Raw genomic sequence first — 23,218 nt, forward strand, 5'->3', positions numbered from 1 at the left:
TAGTGAATAGTGAATAGTGAATAGTGAATAGTGAATAGTGAATAGTGAATAGTGAATAGTGAATAGTGAATAGTGAAGCAGGGTCTCTTTGTGGCCTATGGTCAAGCACGATTTTGACCATTCACCATTCACTATTCACCACTTCACCATTCACCGCTTGATACACCTCATCACGACCCCTGCAGCGATGTCGCCAGACGGTCTGTCGACAGCCATGCGTCTGGCCACCTCGGCAAAACCGTCCTTCTGCCATGCGCGATAGGCGGTATCGGAAAACAGCGCCTCCAACTGCCGCGCCAGGTAGTGCGGTCGCACATATTCGTTGTAGCTTTCCGGCACGATCGGGCGGTCGGCGATGAGATTGGGCAAGGAGGCGCTCCATACGGTGACCAGGCGTTGGGCCATCCGCATGACCGGATCGAGCCGGTAGCAGGAGATCATCGGCACACCCGACAGCGCCAGTTCCAGCGACACCGTTCCCGATGCGATCAGCGCTGCGTCGGCCTTGCCGAAGGCCTGCCATTTGCGCTCGGGATCAAGGATGATCTCCGGCTTCTCGTCCCAGCTTGCCACCGAAGCCCTGACCAGGTCGGCGACATGCGGCACCGTCGGCAACAGCAGGCGCAAGCGGTGTCCGCGCGCACGCAGGATCGAGATCGTCTTGCCGAACGGGCCGGCCAGCCGTCGCACCTCGCCGCGACGCGAGCCGGGCAGCACAAGCAGTGTCTTCACACGATCGTCGGACAGGTCGCGCGGCAGGCTTTGCGCCTTGGCGGCGCCGAGCACGCCCGGATCGTGGGTAAGGCGATGGCCGACATAGGTGCCGGTCGGACCGCCGAGGCGGGCGAGTTCCCTCACTTCGAAAGGCAGGATGCAGAGGATGTGGTCGACATACGGTTTCATCGCCACCGCCCTGCCCGGCCGCCATGCCCAGACGCTCGGGCAGACATAGTGGACGATCGGGATTGCCGGATCGGCGGCACGCACCTTTTTCGCCACGCGCAGCGAAAAATCCGGGCTGTCTATGGTGATGAGGCAGTCCGGCTTTTCATTGGCGACCGCACCGGCCGTCTGGCTGATCCGTCGTATCAGGCGCGGCAGATCGCGCAGGATGGCGCTCAATCCCATCAGCGCGATCTCGCCGCCGTCGAACAGCGGCATGAGGCCGAGCGCCTGCAAATGCCGGCCGCCGATGCCGACGAGCCGGACCTCGCGGCCGGTCACGCGCTTGAGCGCCTCTACGATGTCGGCGCCAAGCAGGTCGCCGGATTCCTCGCCGGCGACGATGGCGATCTTCAGCGGTCGCTCAGTCGCCATGCACCGGCTCCGCAGCAGGCAGGCCGATCACGAACAGGCCGAGCGCGTTGGCGCGAGCGACGACTGTCGGGCCTTCGAGAACCAGCGAGCGGCCGGCTTCGACGGCAATGCCGGCAAGTCCGGCGGCATGCGCCGCCTCGATCGTCTGCGGGCCGATGGAGGGCAGATCGGCGCGCAACTCCTGGCCAGGCTTGGCGCATTTGACCAGGACGCCGCGCGTTCTGCCGGCCAGCCTGCCATGGCCGCGCAACTGCCGTGTTCGATCGAGCAATCCGTCGGTACCCTCGATGCCTTCCAGCGCGATGGCGCGGCCGCCGATCGCAACAGCCGCCTGGCCGATATCCAGCGCGCCGATGGCCATTGCCGCTGCGTGGGCCGCTTTGATGTCGCGCCAGTCGGATTTCCGCGGCGCTGCCTTGGTCAGCGCGCCTTCGGCGGCGACCAGTTCCGGCACGATCTCATGGGCGCCGACCACCTTGATGCCGCTGCGCTCGACCCTTCGCACGAACAGTTTCAACACGGTGTCGTCGCCTTGGGTTACGCCGACAAGAAGGCTGGGCACCCAGGCGAGCAGGCCGAGATTGAGGCGCATGGCGCTCAGCCTGGGGCGGCGTGTGATATGGCCCGCTGTCACCAAATGGGTAACATGACTATTTTTGAGCGTCGGCAGCAGTGAGCCGACATCCTCCAGCCTCAACGTCGCCTGCTCATAGGCGTCGAAGTCGGCTATCCGGTCGACCTCGCCCGCCACTATTACCACGAAGGGAGACTTGCCTTGCCCAGCAAGCGCCTTGGCGACTTCGACCGGCAAACTGCCGCCGCCGGCGATGATGCCGACCCTGGCGTCTGGCGCGAGATCAAGGCCCGTCCGGGTGCCCTCAATCTTCGTCATCTGCATCGTCGCCGCCGCCAGCCTTGAGCGACGGGACGGCATAGTGCCGCTTACCGCGACTGACGATGAAATCGATGATCTTCATGGCGGTCGGTGACGAGGCGAATTCCGCCTTGGCGAACTCGATGTTTTCGCCGACGGTTCGGGAGCGATCGAAGATGGTCTTGTAGGCCTTGCGCAGCGTGTGGATCTCGGAGCGCGGCAGGCCGGCGCGCTTCAGGCCGATGATGTTGAGGCCGCGAAGGCTGGCGCGATTGCCGACCGCGATGGCGTAGGGAATGACATCGCCGACGAATGCCGAGCAACCGCCGAGAAAGGCGTTGTCGCCGACGCGGACAAACTGATGAACGGCGCTGAGACCACCGATATAGACGTTGTCGCCGATCTCGCAATGGCCGCCCAACGTCGCCTGATTGGCGAAGGTGGCGTTCTTGCCGACGATGCAATCATGGGCGATGTGGGCGTAGGCAAGGAAGTTGCCGTTGTCACCGATCGTCGTCTCGCCGCGGCTGGAATCGGTGCCGAGGTGCATGGTCACGCCTTCGCGGATCGTGCAGTTCTCGCCGACGACCAGCGTGGTGCGGCCGCCCTTGTGCTTGTTATTCTGCGGCGGCGCGCCCAGTGTCGCCATCGGATACACCTTGGTCGACGCACCGATGGTGGTCGCGCCCATCACCGAGATGTGGCTGACCAGTTCGACGCGGTCGCCGAGCACCGCGTCGGCGCTGATGTGGCAGAATGGCCCGATGCGGACGCCTTCGCCGATTTTTGCGCCGGCCTCGATGACCGACGATGGATGGATGACTGTCTGGATTTTCATAAGCATTCGATCGTCAGTCGCTCGCGACCATCATCGCCGAGATCTCGGCTTCCGCGGCCTTGACGCCGTCGACGAGAGCCTCGCAGGCGAATTTGAGAAGGTTGCCGCGTTTCTTGATTTTCTTCACATGGATCTTCAACTGGTCGCCGGGAACGACCGGTTTACGGAATTTGGCGTTGTCGATGGTCAGGAAATAGACCAGCGACGGTTTTTCGGTGCCTAGGCTGCGGATGCAGATGGCGCCGGCCGTCTGCGCCATCGCCTCGACGATCAGCACGCCGGGCATGACCGGCTGATCCGGGAAATGACCTTGGAAATGCGGCTCGTTTATGGTCACGTTCTTGATGCCGGTGGCGGACTCGTCGCCATCGATATCGATGATGCGGTCGATCATCAGGAACGGATAGCGATGCGGCAGGAGCTTCATCAGCCCCAATATGTCGACCGCCTCGAGCGTTGTCGCCGCAACCATCTCAGCTCTTCCCTCCGTCGCCCGATTTGCGCGCCCTGGCCAGTCTTCGCAGAGCTGCGATCTCCCGCATGGCTTCCGCCATCGGCTGCGCCGGGTACCCTCCCCAAATCTCGCCTGCGGGGACGTTGCTCATGAACCCGCTTCTTGCAGCAAGCTTGGCCCCTGTCCCTACCGTCAGGTGATCCGCAAGACCGACACCGCCACCCATGGTGACGTTGTCGCCCACCGTTACGGAACCGGAAATACCCGAAAGGCCGGCGATTATGCAATTGCGGCCGATGCGGACGTTATGAGCGATCTGGACCAGATTGTCGATCTTGGTGCCTTGACCGATAATCGTGTCGGACATGGCGCCGCGATCGACCGTGGTATTGGAGCCGATCTCGACGTCGTCCTGGATGACGACCCGGCCGATTTGCGGCACGCGCTCCGGGCCCTTGGCGCCGGCCACGAAGCCAAAACCGTCCTGGCCGATGCGGGCGCCGCCATGAATGATGACGCGGTTGCCGATCAGCGCGTACTGGATGCTGGCGCCTGGGCCGACATAGCCGTCGCGGCCGAACTGGCAGGAGGGACCGATAACGGCATGAGGAGCAATGACGGTTCCGCTGCCGATAGAAGCGCGAGGGCCGATGATCGCGCCGGCCTCGACGATCGCGCCGGCCTCGACGCGCGCCGATGGATCGATATGGGCATGTGGCGAGATACCGGTTTCGCCGGTCATCGGCGCCGGTGTCGCAGCCGCCGGGAAAAGCAGGCGGCCGACCATCGCGAACGCCTGTTGCGGGCGCGGATGGATCAGAACCGCGATACCCGCCGGCGCCTTGCCGGCAAATTCGGCGGGGCATAGAACCGCCGCTGCTCGCAGCGATTGCATCAGCGCGAAGTTGCGTCTGCCATCGACAAAGACAAGCGCGTGCTCGCCGCCTTCGCTTGCCGGCGCCAAGGCTTCGATCGATCTTTCGGAGAGGTCGGAATCGACAAGCACCGAGCCGGTCAGATTCGCGACTTCGCCAGCCGTATACCGGCGTGATGGCGCGAAGAACACCGGATCGGTCATTCCAGAAGCTATATCCAGCTAGCGCATGACCCCGAAAATCGGAATCGATTTTCGGAAAGGATAATGCGCAAAATCAAAGTCCTGCAGCGTCCTTTGCGCGTCCAGGAGGACACTCGGCGCCGTAGTGTCGAATTACTTTCTTCCGGACCGCTACGGCCCGGACGTATCGTTGCCCGCCGATCAGAACCGGGACGATATGCCGAAGTTGAATTCCTGCACGTCGTCGGTGTCCTCCTTGAGGACCGGGATCGCATAGTCGATGCGGATCGGGCCAAAAGGCGACGCCCACATCAAGCCGACGCCGGCCGAGGCACGCCATTCCATGCTGGTTGTCGATGGATCAACACCCGCCACATCGTTGCCATAAAGTGTCGCCGCATCGGCAAAGACCGCGCCGCGCAGGCCGAAGCTCTCCGGAATGATCGGCATCGGAAACTGAGCTTCCGCCGAGGCGTTGAAATAGGTGGTGCCGCCGAGATGGTCGTCAAAGCCCTGGTTGTCGACAGGACCGATGCCGCCATAGGCGAAGCCGCGGATCATGCGGTCGCTGCTCTGGAAATGATCGAAGATGCGCAGGTCGTCGTTGCCGAAGCCCTGGATATGGCCAGCCCCGCCCGAAATCAAACCAACCAGATCAAGCTGCTCCGACAACGTCTGATAGACGCTGCCGCGCGTTGTCACCTTGACGAATTTGGCGTCGCCGCCGAGGCCGGCGAATTCCGTGGTGACATTGGCGAAGATGCCTTCATGCGGGTTCTTCATGTCGTCGATGGTGTTGTAGACCAGGCCGAGACTGACCGACGACTTGAGCCACGGGCTTTCCGCAATGCCATTTAGGATAGCCGTAGAGACGGTGCAGCCAGGGAGATCGCAATCATCGTCGAGCTTGTACTTCTCCTGCGAGATATTATACGCCAGCTGCGTCGAGATGTCGTCGGTGATCGGCAGGCCGAAACGCACTGTCGCGCCTAGCGTCTCGCTCTTGTAGTCGTCGTATTCCCTGGTCCGGTTGAAGACATCGAAACCGGCGGCAATGCGCCGCCCGAGGAAATAGGGCTCGGTGAAGGAGAAGCTGTAGTCGCGCGAATTCTTGCCGCCGCCCGCCGAAAGCCTGATGAACTGGCCGCGTCCGAGGAAGTTGCGTTCGCTGATCGATCCTTCGACGGTTGGGCCTTCGGTGTCGCCACCGCTCGAATAGCCAGCGCCGACCGAGAACTCGCCGGTCGACTTCTCGACCACGTCGACCACCAGCACCACCTGGTCAGGCTCAGAGCCGGGCACGGTCGAAACCTCGACTTTCTCAAAAAAATCGAGCGCTTCCAGCCGTTTCTTCGCGCGCTGGATGAGAACCTGGTTGAAGGCATCGCCCTCACTCACGTCGAATTCTCGGCGAATGACATAGTCGCGTGTCCGGTCGTTGCCGCGAATCTCGATGCGCTCGACATAGGCCTTGGTGCCCTGGTCGATCGTATAGACCACTGAAATGGTGTGGTTCTCGAAATTGCGATCGCCGCGCGGCGTGACCTGGGCGAAGGGATAGCCGGAACCGGCGACCCTCTCGGTCAATGCAATGATGGTGTCTTCGACGTTCTCGGCGTTGTAGACATCGCCCTTGTGGGTTTCGACCACCGACTGCAGCGATGCGCCGTCGACCTCGGGAATCGTGCTCTCGACGCTGACGTCGCCGAAGGTGTAGCGCTCGCCCTCCTGCACGGTGATGGTTACCGTGTATTTATTGGTGGTTTCGTCGAGCTCGCCGACCGCGGAAATCACCTGGAAGTCGGCATAGCCGTGATTGTAGTAAAAACGGCGCAGCAACTCCTGGTCAGCGTTGAGCTTGTCTTCGTCATAGACGTCGTCGCGCAGCACGAACGAAAGGATGGTCGAGCGCTTGGTCGAAATGACATCGGACAGGCGACGGCTCGAATAGGCGCTGTTGCCGACGAAATTGATCGCCGCGATCTGTGTGCGGCCGCCTTCGTTGATGTTGAACACCACGTTCACGCGGTTGTCGCCGAGATCCATGATCTGGGTGGTCACGGCGGCGTCGTCGCGGCCGATACGCCTGTAGGCAGCCTTGACCGCCTCGACATCGGCATCGAGCGCCTGCTGCGAGAACGTTCCACGCGGCTTCAACTGGACCGCGGCCGCCAGCGCGTTGTCCTTGAGCTTCTTGTTGCCCTGGAACAGCACCTGGTTCACGACCTGATATTCGGAAACCTTGATGACCAGCGTCGAACCGACCTGGTTGATCTGGACGTCCGAGAACAGCCCGGTGCCGAACAGCGCCTTGACCGCCTCGTCGATATCGGCGCTGGAAAACGGCCTGCCGGGCTTGATCGTGACGTAGTTGCGGATCGTCTCGGCGTCGACACGCTGATTGCCGCTGACTTCAACTCTTGAAACAACTGCGGCCTCGGCCGCCGATGTGGCAACGAACTGCACTGCGAGCGCACCTGGTACGACCAGGGCGGCGGACAGGGCCACCGCGGACGCGGCGCTCAGAAACTTGGATGCTGCCTTCATCGGGCTTTTGTACCTTTTCTCGAAGTCCCCACGGCGAGAAAACCGGACGTGCGGTAATTTCCCCTACCGTATTAACCGGATTTTCCCTACACGCAAGGCTCCTGGTTAATTTGTATTTACTTAACCCAATTGCGTGGCTTTCGCGTCACGCATATCCCCACGCATGGTAAACGGCGTCTCAACATTGGCTGTGCTGAAGCCAAATTTCTTCATGATTTCAGCATCCAAACAGGTCGTTCCAGAAAACAAACCCCATGAAGCCCAAGACGAGAAGCAGGCCAGCCCTGTAGCCCAACTCCATCATCCGTTCCGACACCGGTCGCCGAATGACGGCCTCCACGCCGTAGAACAGGAGATGGCCTCCGTCGAGCGGAGGAATCGGCAAAAGGTTCAGAATACCGATCCCGACCGACAGCAGCGCGACAAGTTGCACAAGCCAGTCGAAGCCGAGTTTTGCCGCCTGCCCCGACATCTTTGCGATCTTGATTGGGCCGCCCAGCTGGCATTTGTCTTCGCGACCGACAACGAAACGCTGCAGGAACTGACCGGTGCGCTGAATGATGTATCCGGTCTCCTCGACCGCCGCCCCTACCGCTCCGACCGGGCTGTAAGTGATCAGCCGGGGCTGGCCGAATTCCTGGTTGTTGACGACGCCGATCACCGCCACCTTGACCTTGTTGCCCAGCCCGTCTTGCTGCTCCATCAATTCCGGCGTCGCCGTAACGGTGATCTCCTTGCCGTCGCGCAGCATGACGAAGGTGATGGGGTCGCCACCGCGGCCCGAGACCCGGCGCTGGACGTCGGCGAAGGTCTGGACCTTGCTGCCGTCGACGCTGACGAAGCGGTCTCCGGGCAGGATGCCGGCCCTGGCCGCTGGGCTGCCCGCGGTGACTTCAGCCACCATTGGCTCCAGCACGGGCCGGCCATAGGCGGAAAACAGCACCGCGAAGACGGCGATCGTCAGCAGAAAATTGAACAGCGGGCCAGCCACCACAGTTGCCGCGCGCTTCCAGACCGGCTGCGTGTGAAAAGCGATCTTGCGTTCGGCAGCCGTCAGCGTTTCGATCTCCTCCGAACTGGGCTGGCTCGAGGTGGCATTCATGTCGCCGACGAATTTGACGTAGCCGCCGAGTGGAATGGCGCAGAGTTTCCAGCGCGTGCCATGGCTGTCATTAAAGCCGAAGAGTTCCGGGCCGAAGCCGATCGAAAAGACCTTCACGCCGATGCCGCACCAGCGGCCGACGAGATAATGGCCCATCTCGTGAACGAACACGACGACGGTCAGCACGAACAGGAAAGGCACCAGCGTGCCGAGGACAAAGCCCTCCGTGCTGAAAACCGCGTGAAGAATCTCGTTCAATTCATGTCCTCAAAATTCGTCCGCAGCACGGTGGTACCGCGACTGTGGCATCAATCCAGGCGAATCCATGGCGCATCCTGCGCAGGTCAAGAAACCAGGCCCCCGAATCAATGCCGATAAAGAGCCAATGCCGATCAAGCTGGAAACAGCCACTGTGCCGGATGGTCGGCGGTCGCCGAAATCCAGCCGATGACGTACAGGGCGAAAGCCGCCGCGACAAGCCCGTCGACCCGGTCCATGACGCCGCCATGGCCCGGTATCAGCGTGCCCGAATCCTTGCGGTTGTGGCGCCGCTTCACCCATGATTCGAAAAGGTCGCCGGCCTGGGAGACGAGCGAAAGCACCAGCGCGACGACGCCGAGCACTGCGAGATTGCCGGCTCCGGCCGCAGCGGCCAGAAGCAGCCCGGCAACCACGCCGCCGACGGCGCCGCCGAGCGCACCGCTCTGCGTCTTGCCGGGCGAGATCGATGGCGCCAGCTTCGGCCCGCCGACAGCGCGGCCGACGAAATAAGCTGCTATGTCGGTCGCCCAAACCACCGCGAACAGGAAGAGAATGGCGACGAGGCCGGAATGGTCGCCGTCACGCAAAAGAGCAAGTGACAGTCCGGAAATGGCGGCATAGGCAAGGCCGGACGCGTCCCACTGTCCCGTTTGATGCATCGAAGTCTGGTGCATCGAAGCCACGACCACGGTGACAACGACCATCACCGCCACAAGAAGCAGCAGCCAGGACGCCGGCAGGCCGGCGACCAAGGCGCCGACGAAAACCAGAAGCAGCGCTTCCGGCAGAAGACCAAGACCCGTGGCGGCGACCGGGCGGCACATTCGCGTCCATTCGTAGAAGATCAGGATCGTCATGGCGGCGCAAAGCATTCGGAAGGGCAGTCCGCCGAGCCAGGTCAGGCCGAGCGTGACGACCGCAAGCACGACGCCAGAAATAACGCGAAGCTGGAGGTTGCTCATCCCTTGGCTGTCACGGCGACGCCTTCAGCGCCAAGCCCGCCGAAACGGCGCTCGCGACCGGCAAAGTCGCGCAATGCGTCAGCCAAATGCTCGCGGCTGAAATCGGGCCAGTAGCAAGGCAGGAAGACAAGTTCGCTGTAAGCCGCTTGCCACAGAAGGAAATTCGACAGCCTGAGCTCACCGCTGGTGCGGATGACCAGTTCCGGATCCGGAATACCCTGGGTGTCGAGAGAGCCGGCAAAGGATTCGGCCGTAATCTCCTCGCTGTCGAGCTCGCCGCGCGCCACCGCCCAGGCAAGCTTGCGCGCGGTGCGCACGATCTCGTCGCGTCCGCCATAGTTGAAAGCGATGACCAGGGTCAGAGCGTCGTTGCGGACGGTCAGCGTTTCGGCCTCTTCAAGCAGGCTCCTGATGTCAGGTTGCAGCCCTGCCCTGTCGCCGATGATCCTGACCCGCACGCCATTTTGGTGCAGTTCGGCGAGGTCGCGGCGGATGAAGATTTTCAACAGGCCCATCAGGTCGCTGACTTCGGACTTCGGCCGCGACCAGTTTTCCGACGAGAAGGCGTAGACGGTGAGGAACGAGATGCCAAGGCCAGGAGCGGCGCGCACCGTGTTGCGCAGCGCCTCGACGCCGGCACGATGCCCAGCAAGCCGTGGCAAGCCACGCGCCTTGGCCCAGCGTCCGTTTCCGTCCATGATGATTGCGACATGCGCGGGGCTTGTCATGTTCTCGCTTTCGAGCCAGCAGTGGCCAGACCCTAAACCTGCATGATTTCAGCTTCCTTATCGGAAAGCAGATGGTCGATGGTGCCGATCATCTCGTCGGTGAGCTTCTGGACCTGGTCGGACCGCTTGCGATGATCGTCCTCGCTGATATCGCCGTCCTTTTCCGCCTTTTTGAGGAATTCCATGCCGTCCCGGCGCACGTGGCGCACGGCGATGCGCGCATTCTCGGCATAACCATGCGAGATCTTGACCAGCTCCTTGCGGCGCTGTTCGTTGAGCTCGGGCAGCGGAATCCTGAGATTGGTGCCGTCGACGATCGGATTGAAGCCGAGATTGGATTCACGGATGGCGCGATCGACCGCACCGACCATCGACTTGTCCCAGACCGAAACCGAAATCATGCGCGGCTCCGGCACCGACACGTTTGCCACCTGGTTGATCGGCATGGTGGTGCCGTAGGCCTGCACCTGGATCGCGTCGAGCAGGTTGCTAGACGCGCGGCCGGTCCGCAGCGAAGCCAGATCGTGCTTGAACGCAGCGATCGCCCCGTCCATGCGCCGTTTGAGATCATCGTATTCGCCACTCATCATCGTCTCCTCGACCCGTTAGCCGGATTCACTTCAGGGTAACCCGTATTCAAGCCTCGATCCGAAAACCGGTTCCCGTTTTTCGCCTACGGAAAACCTTCGGTTCGGCATCGGGCTCCCGATCAGTCGTCCGTGACGACCGTGCAACGTCCGCCGCCCCTCAGAATATCACCGAAACCACCCTTCTCGTGGATCGAATAGACGATTATCGGGATGTTGTTTTCGCGCGCAAGTGCAATCGCGGCCGTATCCATGATCGAAAGACCGCGTTTTATGACTTCGCCATGGCTGATCCGCTCGAAGCGGGTCGCATGCGGGTCCTTCTTGGGATCGGCGGAATAGACGCCATCGACCTGGGTGCCCTTGAACAGCGCGTCGGCGCCGATTTCCGCCGCGCGCAGCGCCGCGGCCGAATCGGTGGTGAAGAACGGATTGCCGGTGCCGCCGGCAAAGATGACGACCTTGCCCTGGTTCATGTAGGCGGTCGCCTGGCGCTGCGAAAAGCTCTCGCAAAGCTCAGGCATGGCGATTGCAGACAGCACCACCGCGTCGACCCCGATCTTGTTCAGCGAGGTGCGCAGCGCCAGCGAATTGATGACGGTGGCGAGCATGCCCATGTGGTCGCCGGTGACGCGATCGCCGCCCTTGGAGGCAACGGCGACGCCGCGAAAGATGTTGCCGCCGCCAATGACAACCCCAACCTCGATGCCCAGGGTACGGGCCTCGGCGATGTCGGCGGCGATGCGATCGACCACCGACACGTCGATGCCGAAATGCTGCTCACCCATCAGCGCTTCGCCCGACGCTTTCAGCAAGACACGTCGGTAGAGGGGCTTCACCGTCATCTGGTCCTCATCATTATGCGTGTGACGCGCCCGGGGCGGCTTCCCCGCTCAGGCGCTGCCCCGAAACATTGGCGTTCCGATACACGAAGGGCGCTGCGATGTCACGCGGCGCCGGAACCGGCAAACGCTCTTCCAGCCATTGGCTTACACCGGCAAATGCAACTTGCACGAGCAGACCCGGGCATGATCAGATCCGGGCATGAGCAGATCCGGGCATGAGCAGATAGTCAGCCGGCCTGTCGCCGACGCATGGCGTTCATCGATACCGCGCAACAAATCGGCCGGGCATCCTCGCGAACACCCGGCCGTAAAGTCTTTTCAGAAAGATGGAGTGCGTTTTACTTCTTGACCGCCGCCGCGACTTCCGCCGCAAAGTCGGTCTCGTCCTTCTCGATGCCCTCGCCGAGCGCGAAGCGCAGATAGGCAGTGATCTTGGCCGGTGCGCCGATTTCCTTCTCGGCATCCTGCAGCGCCTTCTCGACGGTGATGTCAGGATTGAGCACGAAAGCCTGCTTGAGCAGCACGACCTCTTCGTAGAACTTGCGCAGGCGGCCCTCGACCATCTTCTCGATAATCGCTTCCGGCTTGCCGGACTGGCGCGCCTGGTCGGCGAAGATCGCCTTCTCGCGCTCGACCGCCGCCGGGTCGAGTTCTTCCGCGGTCAGCGCCATCGGGTTGGTGGCGGCTACATGCATGGCGACCTGACGCGCAAAGGCGTTGGCGGCCTGCGCGTTGCCTGACGTCTCGATGGCGACCAGCACGCCGAGCTTGCCAAGGCCGTCGGCAACCGCATTGTGGACGTAGGTTGCGACGGCGCCCTGCTCGACGATGAGCTTGGCCGAACGGCGGAAGCCAAGATTCTCGCCAATGGTGCCGACAGCGTCCTTGATGGTGTCGGCAACCGACTTGTCGGAACCCGGATACGGGGCGGCTGCAACGGCCTCGGTCTTGCCGCCATAGGCGAGCGCCACCTTGGCGACATTGGCGACGATCTCCTGGAAGGCAGCGTTGCGGGCAACGAAGTCGGTCTCGGAATTGACCTCGACGATCGCCGCCTCACGCACGCCGGAATCGACGCCGATGAGCCCTTCGGCCGCGGTACGGCCGGCCTTCTTGTCGGCCTTGGAGATGCCCTTCTTGCGCAGCCAGTCGACGGCCTCTTCCATGTTGCCGTTGGTCTCGTTCAACGCCATCTTGCAGTCCATCATGCCCGCGCCGGTCAAGTCGCGGAGTTCTTTGACCTGTGCAGCCGAAATGCTCATTGTCGCCTCTTCGTTTAAAATGCACCGACGCACCACCGGTCCTCGATGATGCGCCTGGCGCCAGCGCTCAGCGCGCCAAAATATGAGAAATGAAGGCCGAAACCGGCCTTCGCTGTTACGCTTCCGGTGTCTGGGCGGCCGGTGTCTCGGCGGCCGGCGTCGGCTCGAGTGCCGGCTCGATCGGAGCCTCGGCCAAAGCGCCGACGTCGATGCCAAGCGCGCCCTGCTGGCGAGCAATGCCGTCGATTGCAGCCTTGGCGATCAGATCACAATAGAGCTGGATGGCGCGGGCCGCGTCGTCATTGCCCGGAATCGGGAAGTCGATCTTGTCCGGGTCGCAGTTGGAATCGATGATGGCGACGACCGGGATGCCGAGACGCTTGGCCTCGAGGATGGCGATCGCTTCCTTGTTGGTGTCGATCACGAACATCAGGTCTGGCGTCGAGCCCATGTCCTTGATGCCGCCCAGCGCCTTGTCGAGCTTTTCGCGCTCGCGGTCGAGGTTGAGGCGCTCCTTCTTGGTGAGCCCCTGGGCCTCGCCAGCCAGCATCTCGTCAAGCTTGCGCAGGCGCTGGATGGAGTTCGAGATCGTCTTCCAGTTGGTCATCATGCCGCCGAGCCAGCGGGAGTTGACATAGTACTGGGCCGAGCGCTGTGCGGCGTCGGCGACGATGTCGGACGCCTGGCGCTTGGTGCCGACGAACAGCACGCGGCCACCCTTGGCGACGGTGTCGGAAACCTGCTTCAGCGCCTGGTGCAGCAGCGGCACCGTCTGCGAGAGGTCGATGATGTGGATGTTGTTGCGGGCGCCATAGATATAGGGCGCCATCTTCGGGTTCCAGCGGTGGGTCTGGTGGCCGAAGTGAATGCCAGCTTCCAAAAGCTGGCGCATGCTGAAATCAGGCAGAGCCATTGTTATGTCCTTTTCCGGTTAGCCTCCACGGACACAGGCATTTCTGGACTTTGTCCTCGAACGCCACCGGAGGTTTCAGCCGGATTTCTCCCGGGCAGACACCAAAGTCCGTGTGTGGAATGAGCGCGCATATAGAGGGGATGCGCGGCAAACGCAAGCGCTGCGGTATCTTGCGGCTCAGCGTGCGGCGATCAGCGCACCGGTGCCGATCATGGCGCCGCCGGCAAACCTGTTCATCAAGCGCATCCGCCTTGGCGTCTTGAACCAGCCCGAAGCCTGCCCGGCAAGCACCGCATAGACGCCCATAGTGATAATGTTGACGCCGATCACGACCGTAACCACGAGCAGCCCCTCAGCGAAGTTCATTGCATTGAGATCGAGGATCAACGGCATGATGGAGGCGTGGAACAGGATCGCCTTGGGATTGCCCAATGCGATGGAGATGCCGAGGTAAAACGATCGAGACAGTCTTGCCTGCGTAACCTCCAGTCCATTCGATCGCGCGGAAGCCGATCTCCACATCCTGACGCCAAGAAACATCAGATAGGCTGCACCCGCATATTTCAAGATGAGAAAAACCCATTCGAAGGTCTGTGCCAGTGCCACGAGACCGAGCAGCGCCAAAGTCACCAGCACCGCGTCGCCGGCGGCGATACCGAGGCCAGCCAGGAACGCGCGAACGAACCCGCGCGAAACGCCGTTGGCAATGACCGTGAATACCGCCGGGCCAGGCGTGGCGGCGGCGAATGTGATCGCAGCGCAGTAAGCCAGAAATGCCGTCAACGTCATGGTCGTATCTTCCCCTTCGGCACGCGGACCCGCCGGAAAACAGCAACGATCTCCTCGCGGCTGCATTCGACGGCGCCTAGCCGCACCGCACGGTCGCGCTCGAAGCCGGTTATGTCATAATGCGGCGCCGATGTCTTCGGCGGCCCCTGATAGGACGAGCGCTTGACGCCGAGCTGTGCTGCAAAACGATGCAGCTCGTCGGTGTCGTCGGCCAGCAGGTGACACCAGCGGTGGCCGACCCATTTCCAGATCGCCGCGTCGACATAGACCGCCATGAGGCTTGCCGCACTCCTTCATCTTGGGCCGACCAGCGGAGCCGCAGTTCACCCGCAGCCGAGATCCAACGTCAGCGATGCCAATGCTAGAGATGCCAATCCTAGCGATGATAGAAGGGATTCGGATAGAAAATGAAGCTGCCGGCGGCTTCGAGTTCGGCCACGGTCGTGGTGACGGCCGCCTGCATGCGCCGGTGCAGTTCGGCGAAGGCATCGTCGATAGAGCCCGGAAAGGCGTGCAATCCCAACGGCTCCGGCACCCGGATATGCGCGCAGCGCGGCCCGGCCGGTTGCGGTACGAAGCAATTGATCGTGTCGCGCAGCGTGCCCTTGCAATAATCGTTGCGGATACGCTTCAGATGCTCTGCGATCTCCTCTTGCGCAATGCGCGGATTGGCTGAGGCCCACGGTCCGACGCGTTGGAGACGCTGGATCGTGTCCGCCAGCGAGCGGATCTGTTTTTGTCGCTCGGCGTCGCCGGTGCCTTCCCGCAGCCAGCGGCGCGCCCGGCGCAAAAGCTCGGCGATCTCGCTGGCGCCGGGATCGACCGAAATACCCTCCCCCAGGCGCCGGCTCAATTCGAGCAGCAATTGCTTGTGCCGCGCAGCATACGAAGCCCGTTCGTCGGGCGCCCTGGCGCAGGCAATCTCATCGCGCGACAGCAGCGTCGCATAGATATGGTGGACGCGCTCCGGCAGCGTATCGGCGGCACGGCGCTCAATCTTCAGGCTTTTCTCGACATAGGCGCATTCCTGCGCCAGCGCCGGCTCGACATTTTTGGTGAAGGCGAGCTTCCAGACGACCGGCGCGATCCAGACTTTGAAATCCTGATCCGTGACGCGACCGCGCTTGAGCGCTTCGAACCCCATCTCGACCGCCCCCGGAAGAAGCGGAGCGACGACATTGCCATGCCAGCCGACGCCGCCTTCGGGATGCAAGAGAACGCCATGCCCTTTCAGCGCCCAGGCGATCGAGTGTTCCTTGGCAGCGCCGCTGTTGCCGGGTATCTGGGCGATCAGATTGTTGGCCAGCCAGAATTTCTGCATGATCCGGCCGAGGCCGTTGACGACGCCATGCGTGGCCCAGGATGCCGCGAGCGGACTGACCCTCGAGACGATCTCCTTGTCGATCATCCAGTCGGTGAAGAATTCCGGATGGTTGGGCGTGATGAACGTTGCCTTGCCTGCGCCGCAACAGGCCTTCAGCCGCTGCCGGTCCTCGTCGGGAAAGTCGATATGGCGGACATTGGCGACACCGCGCAATCCGGCCACGCGGTTGAACGGCAACAGGTCGCGAAACCCGGGAATGCCACGCAGCATGACGACCCGGTTGACGACAGTCATGATCCTGATCAGCGCCGGATTGGGCGTCGGCGCCACGAACACATCGATTTTGCTCAACCCACCCCCCGATCGATCCCTCGGCGTAGAGGTTGAAATGCAATTGCGGCGTGTTCAAGTCATTCGCCGCCGCCTTGCGGGCGTGGCTAACCCAAGGCTCTATTTCGGCGGACAGGGTTTCGTCTGATCGAACAGCGAAAGATTGACCAGCTTGCCGGTCATCGAGAAGTCGTTGTAGTCCATGAGCAGGTCGCGCGTGATGCCGTTCTCATGCAGCTTGAAGCTGATCCGGTATTCCGGCACCTCCTCGCCTGACTTGTCGGTGCTGTCGAAATAGGCGATGTCGACTGGCCAGTATTTGTCGGTGGCGAGTTTTGCCAGTGCCGGCACTTCCGGATCGGTCTTGTCGGCATCGGTTTTCTTGCCGACGACGACGGTGGTGGTCATCACCTTGTTGGCATCTTCCGAACCGTCGAACAGGTTGGTTTCGTAGAAATTTTCGCCCTTTTCGGCCTTGTCGATCAGTTCGACCAGATGCTGTGTCGGAAACTGGGTGGCCGGCAGTTCGACGCTGCTCTGCTCCGGCTTGTCGATGTCGACCTTGAGGCCCTTCGTTTCCTTAGTCGCGGTGCCCTTGACCTCCTTGTCGAGAGTCTGGTCGACGAAGGATTTTGTCACGAACGAGAAGGTCTTGCCTTCGGCGTCCTCGAAAGTGGTCGTCTGCTGGTCGGTCAGCCTTGTATTCTCGTTGGTGACGATCTGGGTGACGAAACGGAACTTCACCGTATAGCCTTCGCAAGGCGAGCCGTTGAACTCGTAGACCATGCGGCCGGAAATGCCGGTGATGCCGGAGCGGTCGGAGGCCTTGTCCAGGGTCAGATCGTAAACCGCGCGATGCGCCTGCAGCGCCGGCACGGCAAAAGCCGGCGCCATCGAGAACACCGCTGGCAGCAGGACAGCGTGGAATGCGAGGCGTGTTGCGCGCATGAGGGGCTCCGATCATCGCGCCTGATGGCAGGCCGCAGGGAAAGAGGTCCAGCTTAAAAAAAGTCGTGGCGGAAGCGAGGCAAAAATTGCAATTTCGGCCCGGCCTGCGCAGCGTCATCAAGCAATAGGGAAATACCATGACTGAAACAATCGAAAAGCGGCTATGCGATCTCGGCGTGACGCTTCCGGTCGCTGCCGCGCCCGCCGCCAACTACGTGCCCTATTGCAGATCAGGCAATCTGCTGTTCATCGCCGGACAGCTGCCGCTCAGCGAGGGCAAGCTGCAGGCGAGCGGCCTGCTCGGCCGTGATGTCGACATCGCAACCGGCCAGCAAGCGGCAAAATACTGCGCGATCAACATATTGGCGCAGGCCAAGGCAGCACTTGGCGATCTCGAGAAAATCCGCCGCGTGGTGAAGATCACCGTCTTCGTCGCCTCGGCGCCGGATTTTTTCGAGCAGCACCTGGTTGCCAACGGCGCCTCGGATCTACTGGTTGCAGTGCTCGGCGATCCCGGCAAGCATGCTCGCGCCGCCGTCGGTGCCGCCTCCCTGCCGCTTAATGCCGCAGTGGAAATCGAAGCCATCTTCGAAGTCGAATGAGCCCGGCATGACCGACCTTTCATGGCTGACCGCCCGACCCATTGCCCATCGCGGCCTCCACGACATGAACAAGACGCGCTGGGAGAACACGCTTTCCGCCTTTGCCGCTGCGGCTGAACGCGGCTATGCGATCGAATGCGATGTGCATCTGTCGTCAGACCGCATCCCGGTGATCATCCACGATGGCGATCTGAAGCGGCTGACCGGCCAGGACGGTTTCGTCTGGCAGCGCACGGCAGCAGAAATGACGGCCCTCAAGATCGGCGGCACATCAGATCGTCTGCCGACGCTGCAGCAGGCCCTCGACCTGGTCGATGGTCGCGTGCCGGTGGTCGTCGAGTTGAAAGGGGTTCCCGGCCGTGACGAAGGCTTGGTGGAAAGCGTCGGCAAGATGCTCAAGAACTACAGGGGCAAGGCGGCGATCATGTCGTTCGACCACTGGCTGATCCGCGACTTCCCAAAACACGCGCCCGGCATTCCGGGCGGACTGACCGCTTATGGCAACGAAGTCAAGCTGATCGAGGCGCATTTCGCCATGCTGGCGCACGACATCGCCTTCGCCTCCTACGCCGCCGGCGACCTGCCGAACCAGTTTGTCAGTTTCGTGCGCGAAAGGCTCAAAATGCCGGTCATCACGTGGACCGTGCTCGACCAACCGGCGGTCGACCTGACCTTCAGATATGCCGACCAGATGACGTTCGAAGGATTTGAGCCGGATCTTGTGCAGGTCGCTTGAACTGAGCTTGCATGGACCGGCACGGAGCTTAAATAGGCCTCATGGATCAAGGCGATGAAGGCGACGGGCAAACGGCGAATGGAGAGTATGCGATCCGGGTTGCCTCCGGCATCGGAGCCTTCACCTGCGCCGAATGGGATGGCCTCGGCGGAACCTCACGCGGCGATACAGAAAACGGATACAACCCACTTGTTTCGTTCGCTTTTTTGAGCGCTCTTGAGGATTCCGGCTGCGCCGTGCGGCGCACCGGCTGGCAGGGCCATCATCTCAGGCTCGAGACAGCGCAGGGAAAGCTGCTCGGTGCCATTCCCTGCTACCTGAAATCGCACAGCCAGGGCGAATATGTATTCGATCACGGCTGGTCGGACGCGTTCGAGCGCGCTGGCGGGCGTTACTATCCAAAACTGCAATGCGCCGTGCCGTTCACGCCGGTCACCGGCCCTCGCCTGCTGGTCAACAAGGGCGAGGACAGTCGCGCCGTGAAGGCCGGCCTGGCAGCCGGCCTGAAGGCGGTGACGGAAAAACTCGGCGTTTCCTCCGCGCATGTGACTTTCGCGCAGCTGAGGGATGTCGAAGCGCTGGAAGCGGCGGGGTTTTTGCACCGCACCGACCAGCAGTTCCACTTCTTCAATGAAGGTTATTCGACCTACGACGATTTTCTCGCCACTCTGGCATCGCGCAAGCGCAAGGCGATGAAGAAGGAGCGGCGCGAGGCGCTCGGTCACGGCATCTCGATCGACTGGCTGATCGGCAAGGACCTGACCGAAAGGGTCTGGGACGACTTCTTTGCCTTCTACATGGATACCGGCAGCAGGAAATGGGGGCGGCCCTATCTCAGCCGCGCGTTTTTCTCGATGATCGGCGAGCGCATGGCCGACGACATCCTGCTGGTGATGGCCAAGCGCAATGGACGCTACATTGCCGGCGCTATCAATTTCATCGGCTCCGATGCGCTCTACGGGCGCAACTGGGGCTGCATCGAGGACCACCCCTTCCTGCATTTCGAGGTCTGCTATCACCAGGCGATCGACTTCGCCATCGACCGTAAGCTGAAAGTGGTCGAAGCCGGCGCGCAAGGCGAGCACAAGCTGGCGCGCGGCTACAGGCCGGTGACCACGCATTCGGCGCATTACATCGCGCATCCCGGCTTGCGTAACGCGGTCGCCGACTATCTAAGGCGCGAGCGCCGCGAAGTGGAGCGGATGGCCGGCTATCTCGAAGAGCACACCCCGTTCCGCAAGGATCTGGCGGACGATTAGAGCGACATGCGTCCAATTGGACGCACAAAGTACGCTCGAAAGCATCGTACTTTCCGAAGATCGATTCCGATTGTCGGGTCGATGGGGTAGGAGCAAGGCACAATCCGGAGCGCACGCCATGGCCGAACAAACCACCTACGACAGCAACAATATCTTCGCGAAAATCCTGCGCGGTGAAATCCCGTCGCATCGCGTCTATGAAGATGACGCGGTTGTCGCCTTTATGGATGTGATGCCGCAAGGGCCGGGTCATACGCTGGTTGTGCCGAAGGCACCGTCGCGCAACCTGCTTGACGCGGATCCGGCAACATTCGGCCCACTCTTCGCCGTCGTGCAAAAGGTGGCGGTGGCGGTGAAGAAGGCCTTCGGCGCCGATGGCGTCACCATCCTGCAGTTCAACGAGCCTGCTTCGGGCCAGACCGTCTACCACCTCCATGTCCATGTCATTCCACGCTTCGAGGGCATCCCTTTGAAGCCGCATAGTGGGCAGATGGAGAAGCCGGAAGTGTTGGCGGAGAACGCTGGCAAGATACGGACGGCGCTGACAAACTGATGCCGGGCGTCGCACGTCCGGCCGCCCACCAGCCCCTCGAAGTAAAAAAGCCCCGTTTCCGGGGCCTTTTTTAGCTTTCAGGCCATCATCCCTTGCGGGGGAGTTGCGGCACCAGGCTGCGCTTGCTGCCGTCCTTGCCCTTGGGCTCCGCCTTCTGCGCGACCGCCTTTTTCGCGGCCGGCTTCTTGCCGGCAGCTTTCCTGGGCTTCGGCGTGTCGTCCGGTTCTTCCTTCTTCGGCTTGACCGGCGCCTCGTCGGCGAGCGACTCGAGCTTCAGCCCGGTTTCGCCGGTCTCTTTCTTGTCGACGGTGACACGCACCGTGCCGCCCTTCTTGAGCTTGCCGAACAGCACCTCGTCGGCCAGCGGCTTCTTGATGTGCTCCTGGATGACGCGGCCGAGCGGCCGTGCTCCCATGCGCTCGTCATAGCCCTTCTCGGCCAGCCAGGCGATCGCCTCCTGCGACAGGTCGAAGGTGACGCCACGCTCGGAGAGCTGGGCCTCGAGCTGCATGACGAACTTCTGCACCACCTGGTGGATGACCGGCACCGGCAGCGAGCCGAACGGGATGATCGCATCGAGACGGTTGCGGAACTCCGGCGTGAACAGCCGGTTGATCGCCTCGACATCGTCGCCTTCACGCTTGGTCGAGCCGAAACCGATAGCCGCGCGCTGCGCATCCGAGGCGCCCGCATTGGTGGTCATGATCAGGATGACATTGCGGAAGTCGATCTGCTTGCCGTTGTGGTCGGTCAGCTTGCCATGGTCCATGACCTGCAACAGGATGTTGAACAGATCCGGATGCGCCTTCTCGACCTCGTCCAGCAACAGCACGCAATGCGGATGCTGGTCGACGCCGTCGGTCAACAGGCCGCCCTGGTCGAAGCCGACATAGCCGGGAGGCGCACCGATCAGCCGTGAGACGGTGTGGCGTTCCATATATTCGGACATGTCGAAGCGGATCAGCTCGACACCGAGCGAGGCGGCGAGCTGCTTTGCCACTTCGGTCTTGCCAACGCCAGTCGGTCCCGAGAACAGATAGGAGCCGATCGGCTTCTCCGGTTCGCGCAGGCCGGCCCGCGCCAGCTTGATCGCCGAGGTCAAAGCCGTAATCGCGGTGTCCTGACCGTAGACGACGCGCTTCAGCTCGATGTCGAGACCGGCCAGCACCTTCTCGTCGTCGGCGGAAACCGTCTTCGGCGGAATGCGGGCGATGGTGGCGATCGTCGCTTCGATCTCCTTGATGCCGATGGTCTTCTTGCGCTTGGCCTCCGGCACCAGCATCTGCGAGGCGCCGGTCTCGTCGATCACGTCGATCGCCTTGTCCGGCAGCTTGCGGTCGTTGATGTAGCGCGCCGACAGTTCAACCGAAGCCTTGATCGCCTCAGCCGTGTAGCGAACCTTGTGGAACTCCTCGAAATAGGGCTTGAGACCCTTCATGATCTCGATAGCGTCCTCGATGGTCGGTTCGTTGACGTCGATCTTCTGGAAGCGCCGCACCAAGGCGCGGTCCTTCTCGAAGAACTGGCGGAACTCCTTGTAGGTGGTTGAGCCGATGCAGCGGATCGTTCCGGACGACAGCGCCGGCTTCAACAGGTTCGATGCATCCATGGCGCCGCCAGACGTCGCTCCTGCCCCGATCACGGTGTGGATCTCGTCGATGAACAGAACCGCGCCCGGATAATCCTCAAGCTCCTTGACGACCTGCTTCAGCCGCTCCTCGAAATCACCGCGATAGCGGGTGCCGGCCAGCAATGTTCCCATGTCGAGCGCGAAGATGGTGGCGTTGTGCAGCACTTCCGGCACGTCGCCCTCGACGATGCGCTTGGCGAGGCCCTCGGCGATCGCCGTCTTGCCGACGCCGGGGTCGCCGACATAGAGCGGATTGTTCTTGGAGCGGCGGCACAGCACCTGGATGGTGCGGTTGATCTCGGACTCGCGGCCGATCAGCGGATCGATCTTGCCGGCCTTGGCCTTGTTGTTCAGATTGACGCAATAGGCGGTCAGCGCGTCCTGCTGCTGCTTTTTCTTGCCGCTGTCCTCTTGCGGCTCGGCGCCGCTCTGGCCCTGCTCGTCATCGGCGCCACGCGGCGACCGCGTCTCGGACGCGCCGGGCCGCTTGGCGATGCCATGCGAGATGTAGTTGACCGCGTCGTAGCGGGTCATCTGCTGTTCTTGCAGGAAATAGGCGGCATGGCTCTCGCGCTCGGCGAAGATGGCAACGAGCACGTTGGCGCCGGAGACTTCCTCGCGGCCGGACGACTGCACATGGATCACCGCGCGCTGGATGACGCGCTGGAAACCGGCCGTCGGCTTGGAATCCTCGTCATAGCCGGTAACGAGATTGTCAAGCTCGGTATCGATGTAGGTGAGAACCGTGTGCTTCAACTCGTCGAGATCGACGTTGCAGGCGCGCATGACCGCGGCCGCCTCGGTGTCGTCGATGAGCGCGAGCAGCAAATGCTCAAGGGTTGCGTATTCGTGGTGCCGCTCATTGGCGAGCGTCAGCGCCTGGTGAAGCGCCTTTTCCAGGCCTTGGGAGAAAGCCGGCATGTTACCTCACTTCTTCTCCATCACGCATTGCAGCGGATGCTGATTCTGTCGGGCGAAATCCATGACCTGAGACACTTTGGTCTCGGCCACCTCGAATGTATAGACCCCGCACTCGCCCACTCCATGATTGTGAACATGAAGCATGATGCGTGTGGCGGCTTCACGGTCCTTCTGGAAAAAGCGCTCCAGCACGTGAACCACGAATTCCATGGGTGTGTAGTCGTCGTTGAGAATGAGGACCCGATAAAGGCTAGGCTTCTTGGTCTTGGTTTTGGTGCGCGTGATGACGGCCGTGCCGCGACCGGTCTCGTTGCCGTCGCTGCCGTTTTGCATCCGCACCACATCTGTTGTGGCAGTCAAACCTGTCGTCACGTAACCC

23 protein-coding genes are annotated in these 23,218 nt (G+C 61.9%); 4 read left to right on the top strand and 19 right to left on the bottom strand.

Annotated elements, in window-relative coordinates; genetic code table 11:
* Positions 1-150: 150 nt before the first annotated feature.
* The 17 genes from lpxB to AC0L2Z_RS10015 form a co-directional block, all read right to left on the bottom strand.
* Positions 151-1,317, bottom strand: coding sequence for a lipid-A-disaccharide synthase (gene lpxB, locus AC0L2Z_RS09935; protein ID WP_473627743.1), 1,167 nt, complete (start codon positions 1,315-1,317; stop codon positions 151-153).
* Entirely contained in the window at positions 1,307-2,209 is a 903-nt protein-coding gene (locus AC0L2Z_RS09940; RefSeq protein ID WP_128244898.1) for an LpxI family protein, read from the bottom strand. Before AC0L2Z_RS09940 ends, lpxB begins: the two co-directional genes overlap by 11 nt.
* Positions 2,196-3,029: an acyl-ACP--UDP-N-acetylglucosamine O-acyltransferase gene (gene lpxA / locus AC0L2Z_RS09945; protein ID WP_473627857.1), complete on the bottom strand. Its 834-nt coding sequence runs from the start codon at positions 3,027-3,029 to the stop codon at positions 2,196-2,198. The genes AC0L2Z_RS09940 and lpxA overlap by 14 nt, the downstream gene beginning before the upstream one ends.
* A gap of 13 nt (positions 3,030-3,042) precedes the next feature.
* Positions 3,043-3,501, bottom strand: coding sequence for a 3-hydroxyacyl-ACP dehydratase FabZ (gene fabZ, locus AC0L2Z_RS09950; protein ID WP_023801228.1), 459 nt, complete (start codon positions 3,499-3,501; stop codon positions 3,043-3,045).
* A gap of 1 nt (position 3,502) precedes the next feature.
* Complete coding sequence (gene lpxD, locus AC0L2Z_RS09955; protein WP_287138617.1) at positions 3,503-4,561, bottom strand: UDP-3-O-(3-hydroxymyristoyl)glucosamine N-acyltransferase; 1,059 nt, start codon at positions 4,559-4,561, stop codon at positions 3,503-3,505.
* 180 nt (positions 4,562-4,741) lie between these two features.
* Positions 4,742-7,087 carry an outer membrane protein assembly factor BamA gene (gene bamA / locus AC0L2Z_RS09960; RefSeq protein ID WP_473627744.1) on the bottom strand — a complete coding sequence of 782 codons (2,346 nt, stop codon included), beginning with the start codon at positions 7,085-7,087 and terminating at the stop codon, positions 4,742-4,744.
* 217 nt (positions 7,088-7,304) lie between these two features.
* The gene (rseP, locus tag AC0L2Z_RS09965) at positions 7,305-8,447 is read right to left on the bottom strand and encodes an RIP metalloprotease RseP (RefSeq protein ID WP_473516748.1); all 1,143 of its coding nucleotides are present in this window, start codon (positions 8,445-8,447) and stop codon (positions 7,305-7,307) included.
* 134 nt (positions 8,448-8,581) lie between these two features.
* Positions 8,582-9,412: a phosphatidate cytidylyltransferase gene (locus tag AC0L2Z_RS09970; RefSeq protein ID WP_473627746.1), complete on the bottom strand. Its 831-nt coding sequence runs from the start codon at positions 9,410-9,412 to the stop codon at positions 8,582-8,584.
* The gene (locus AC0L2Z_RS09975; protein ID WP_473627747.1) at positions 9,409-10,140 is read right to left on the bottom strand and encodes an isoprenyl transferase; all 732 of its coding nucleotides are present in this window, start codon (positions 10,138-10,140) and stop codon (positions 9,409-9,411) included. The genes AC0L2Z_RS09970 and AC0L2Z_RS09975 overlap by 4 nt, the downstream gene beginning before the upstream one ends.
* A gap of 32 nt (positions 10,141-10,172) precedes the next feature.
* Positions 10,173-10,727 (bottom strand): ribosome recycling factor, encoded by a 555-nt coding sequence (gene frr / locus AC0L2Z_RS09980; protein ID WP_077384157.1) that lies wholly within the window; start codon positions 10,725-10,727, stop codon positions 10,173-10,175.
* A gap of 122 nt (positions 10,728-10,849) precedes the next feature.
* Positions 10,850-11,572: a UMP kinase gene (gene pyrH / locus AC0L2Z_RS09985; protein WP_023801221.1), complete on the bottom strand. Its 723-nt coding sequence runs from the start codon at positions 11,570-11,572 to the stop codon at positions 10,850-10,852.
* Between the two features lie 338 nt (positions 11,573-11,910).
* The gene (gene tsf, locus AC0L2Z_RS09990) at positions 11,911-12,834 is read right to left on the bottom strand and encodes a translation elongation factor Ts (protein WP_473627749.1); all 924 of its coding nucleotides are present in this window, start codon (positions 12,832-12,834) and stop codon (positions 11,911-11,913) included.
* Between the two features lie 115 nt (positions 12,835-12,949).
* Positions 12,950-13,747: a 30S ribosomal protein S2 gene (gene rpsB, locus AC0L2Z_RS09995; RefSeq protein ID WP_473627750.1), complete on the bottom strand. Its 798-nt coding sequence runs from the start codon at positions 13,745-13,747 to the stop codon at positions 12,950-12,952.
* A 177-nt stretch (positions 13,748-13,924) separates the two neighbouring features.
* Positions 13,925-14,536, bottom strand: a complete 612-nt coding sequence (locus AC0L2Z_RS10000; protein ID WP_287174260.1) for a LysE family translocator — start codon at positions 14,534-14,536, stop codon at positions 13,925-13,927.
* A complete protein-coding gene (locus tag AC0L2Z_RS10005) occupies positions 14,533-14,811 on the bottom strand; it encodes a DUF4031 domain-containing protein (RefSeq protein ID WP_027151900.1) in 279 nt (92 codons plus the stop codon). Before AC0L2Z_RS10005 ends, AC0L2Z_RS10000 begins: the two co-directional genes overlap by 4 nt.
* Before the next feature lie 101 nt (positions 14,812-14,912).
* On the bottom strand, positions 14,913-16,211 hold the full coding sequence (locus AC0L2Z_RS10010; protein ID WP_473627751.1) for a hypothetical protein: 1,299 nt from the start codon (positions 16,209-16,211) through the stop codon (positions 14,913-14,915).
* 99 nt (positions 16,212-16,310) lie between these two features.
* The gene (locus AC0L2Z_RS10015) at positions 16,311-17,138 is read right to left on the bottom strand and encodes a cell envelope integrity EipB family protein (protein ID WP_287317347.1); all 828 of its coding nucleotides are present in this window, start codon (positions 17,136-17,138) and stop codon (positions 16,311-16,313) included.
* A gap of 137 nt (positions 17,139-17,275) precedes the next feature.
* Between AC0L2Z_RS10015 and AC0L2Z_RS10020 the strand changes: the two genes are divergently transcribed.
* From AC0L2Z_RS10020 to AC0L2Z_RS10035, 4 genes are all read left to right on the top strand, one after another.
* The gene (locus AC0L2Z_RS10020) at positions 17,276-17,740 is read left to right on the top strand and encodes a RidA family protein (protein WP_473627753.1); all 465 of its coding nucleotides are present in this window, start codon (positions 17,276-17,278) and stop codon (positions 17,738-17,740) included.
* Between the two features lie 7 nt (positions 17,741-17,747).
* On the top strand, positions 17,748-18,476 hold the full coding sequence (locus tag AC0L2Z_RS10025; RefSeq protein WP_023801216.1) for a glycerophosphodiester phosphodiesterase: 729 nt from the start codon (positions 17,748-17,750) through the stop codon (positions 18,474-18,476).
* Between the two features lie 41 nt (positions 18,477-18,517).
* Complete coding sequence (locus tag AC0L2Z_RS10030; protein ID WP_473627755.1) at positions 18,518-19,735, top strand: GNAT family N-acetyltransferase; 1,218 nt, start codon at positions 18,518-18,520, stop codon at positions 19,733-19,735.
* A 118-nt stretch (positions 19,736-19,853) separates the two neighbouring features.
* Entirely contained in the window at positions 19,854-20,288 is a 435-nt protein-coding gene (locus tag AC0L2Z_RS10035) for an HIT family protein (protein ID WP_473520459.1), read from the top strand.
* Between the two features lie 85 nt (positions 20,289-20,373).
* Here the strand turns inward: AC0L2Z_RS10035 and clpA are convergent, their stop codons facing one another.
* Positions 20,374-22,839: an ATP-dependent Clp protease ATP-binding subunit ClpA gene (gene clpA / locus AC0L2Z_RS10040; protein WP_023801213.1), complete on the bottom strand. Its 2,466-nt coding sequence runs from the start codon at positions 22,837-22,839 to the stop codon at positions 20,374-20,376.
* Positions 22,840-22,845: 6 nt separating this feature from the next.
* Positions 22,846-23,172, bottom strand: a complete 327-nt coding sequence (clpS, locus tag AC0L2Z_RS10045) for an ATP-dependent Clp protease adapter ClpS (RefSeq protein ID WP_023801212.1) — start codon at positions 23,170-23,172, stop codon at positions 22,846-22,848.
* Between the last annotated feature and the right edge of the window lie 46 nt (positions 23,173-23,218).

This window comes from Mesorhizobium sp. WSM4850 (genome assembly GCF_055811735.1).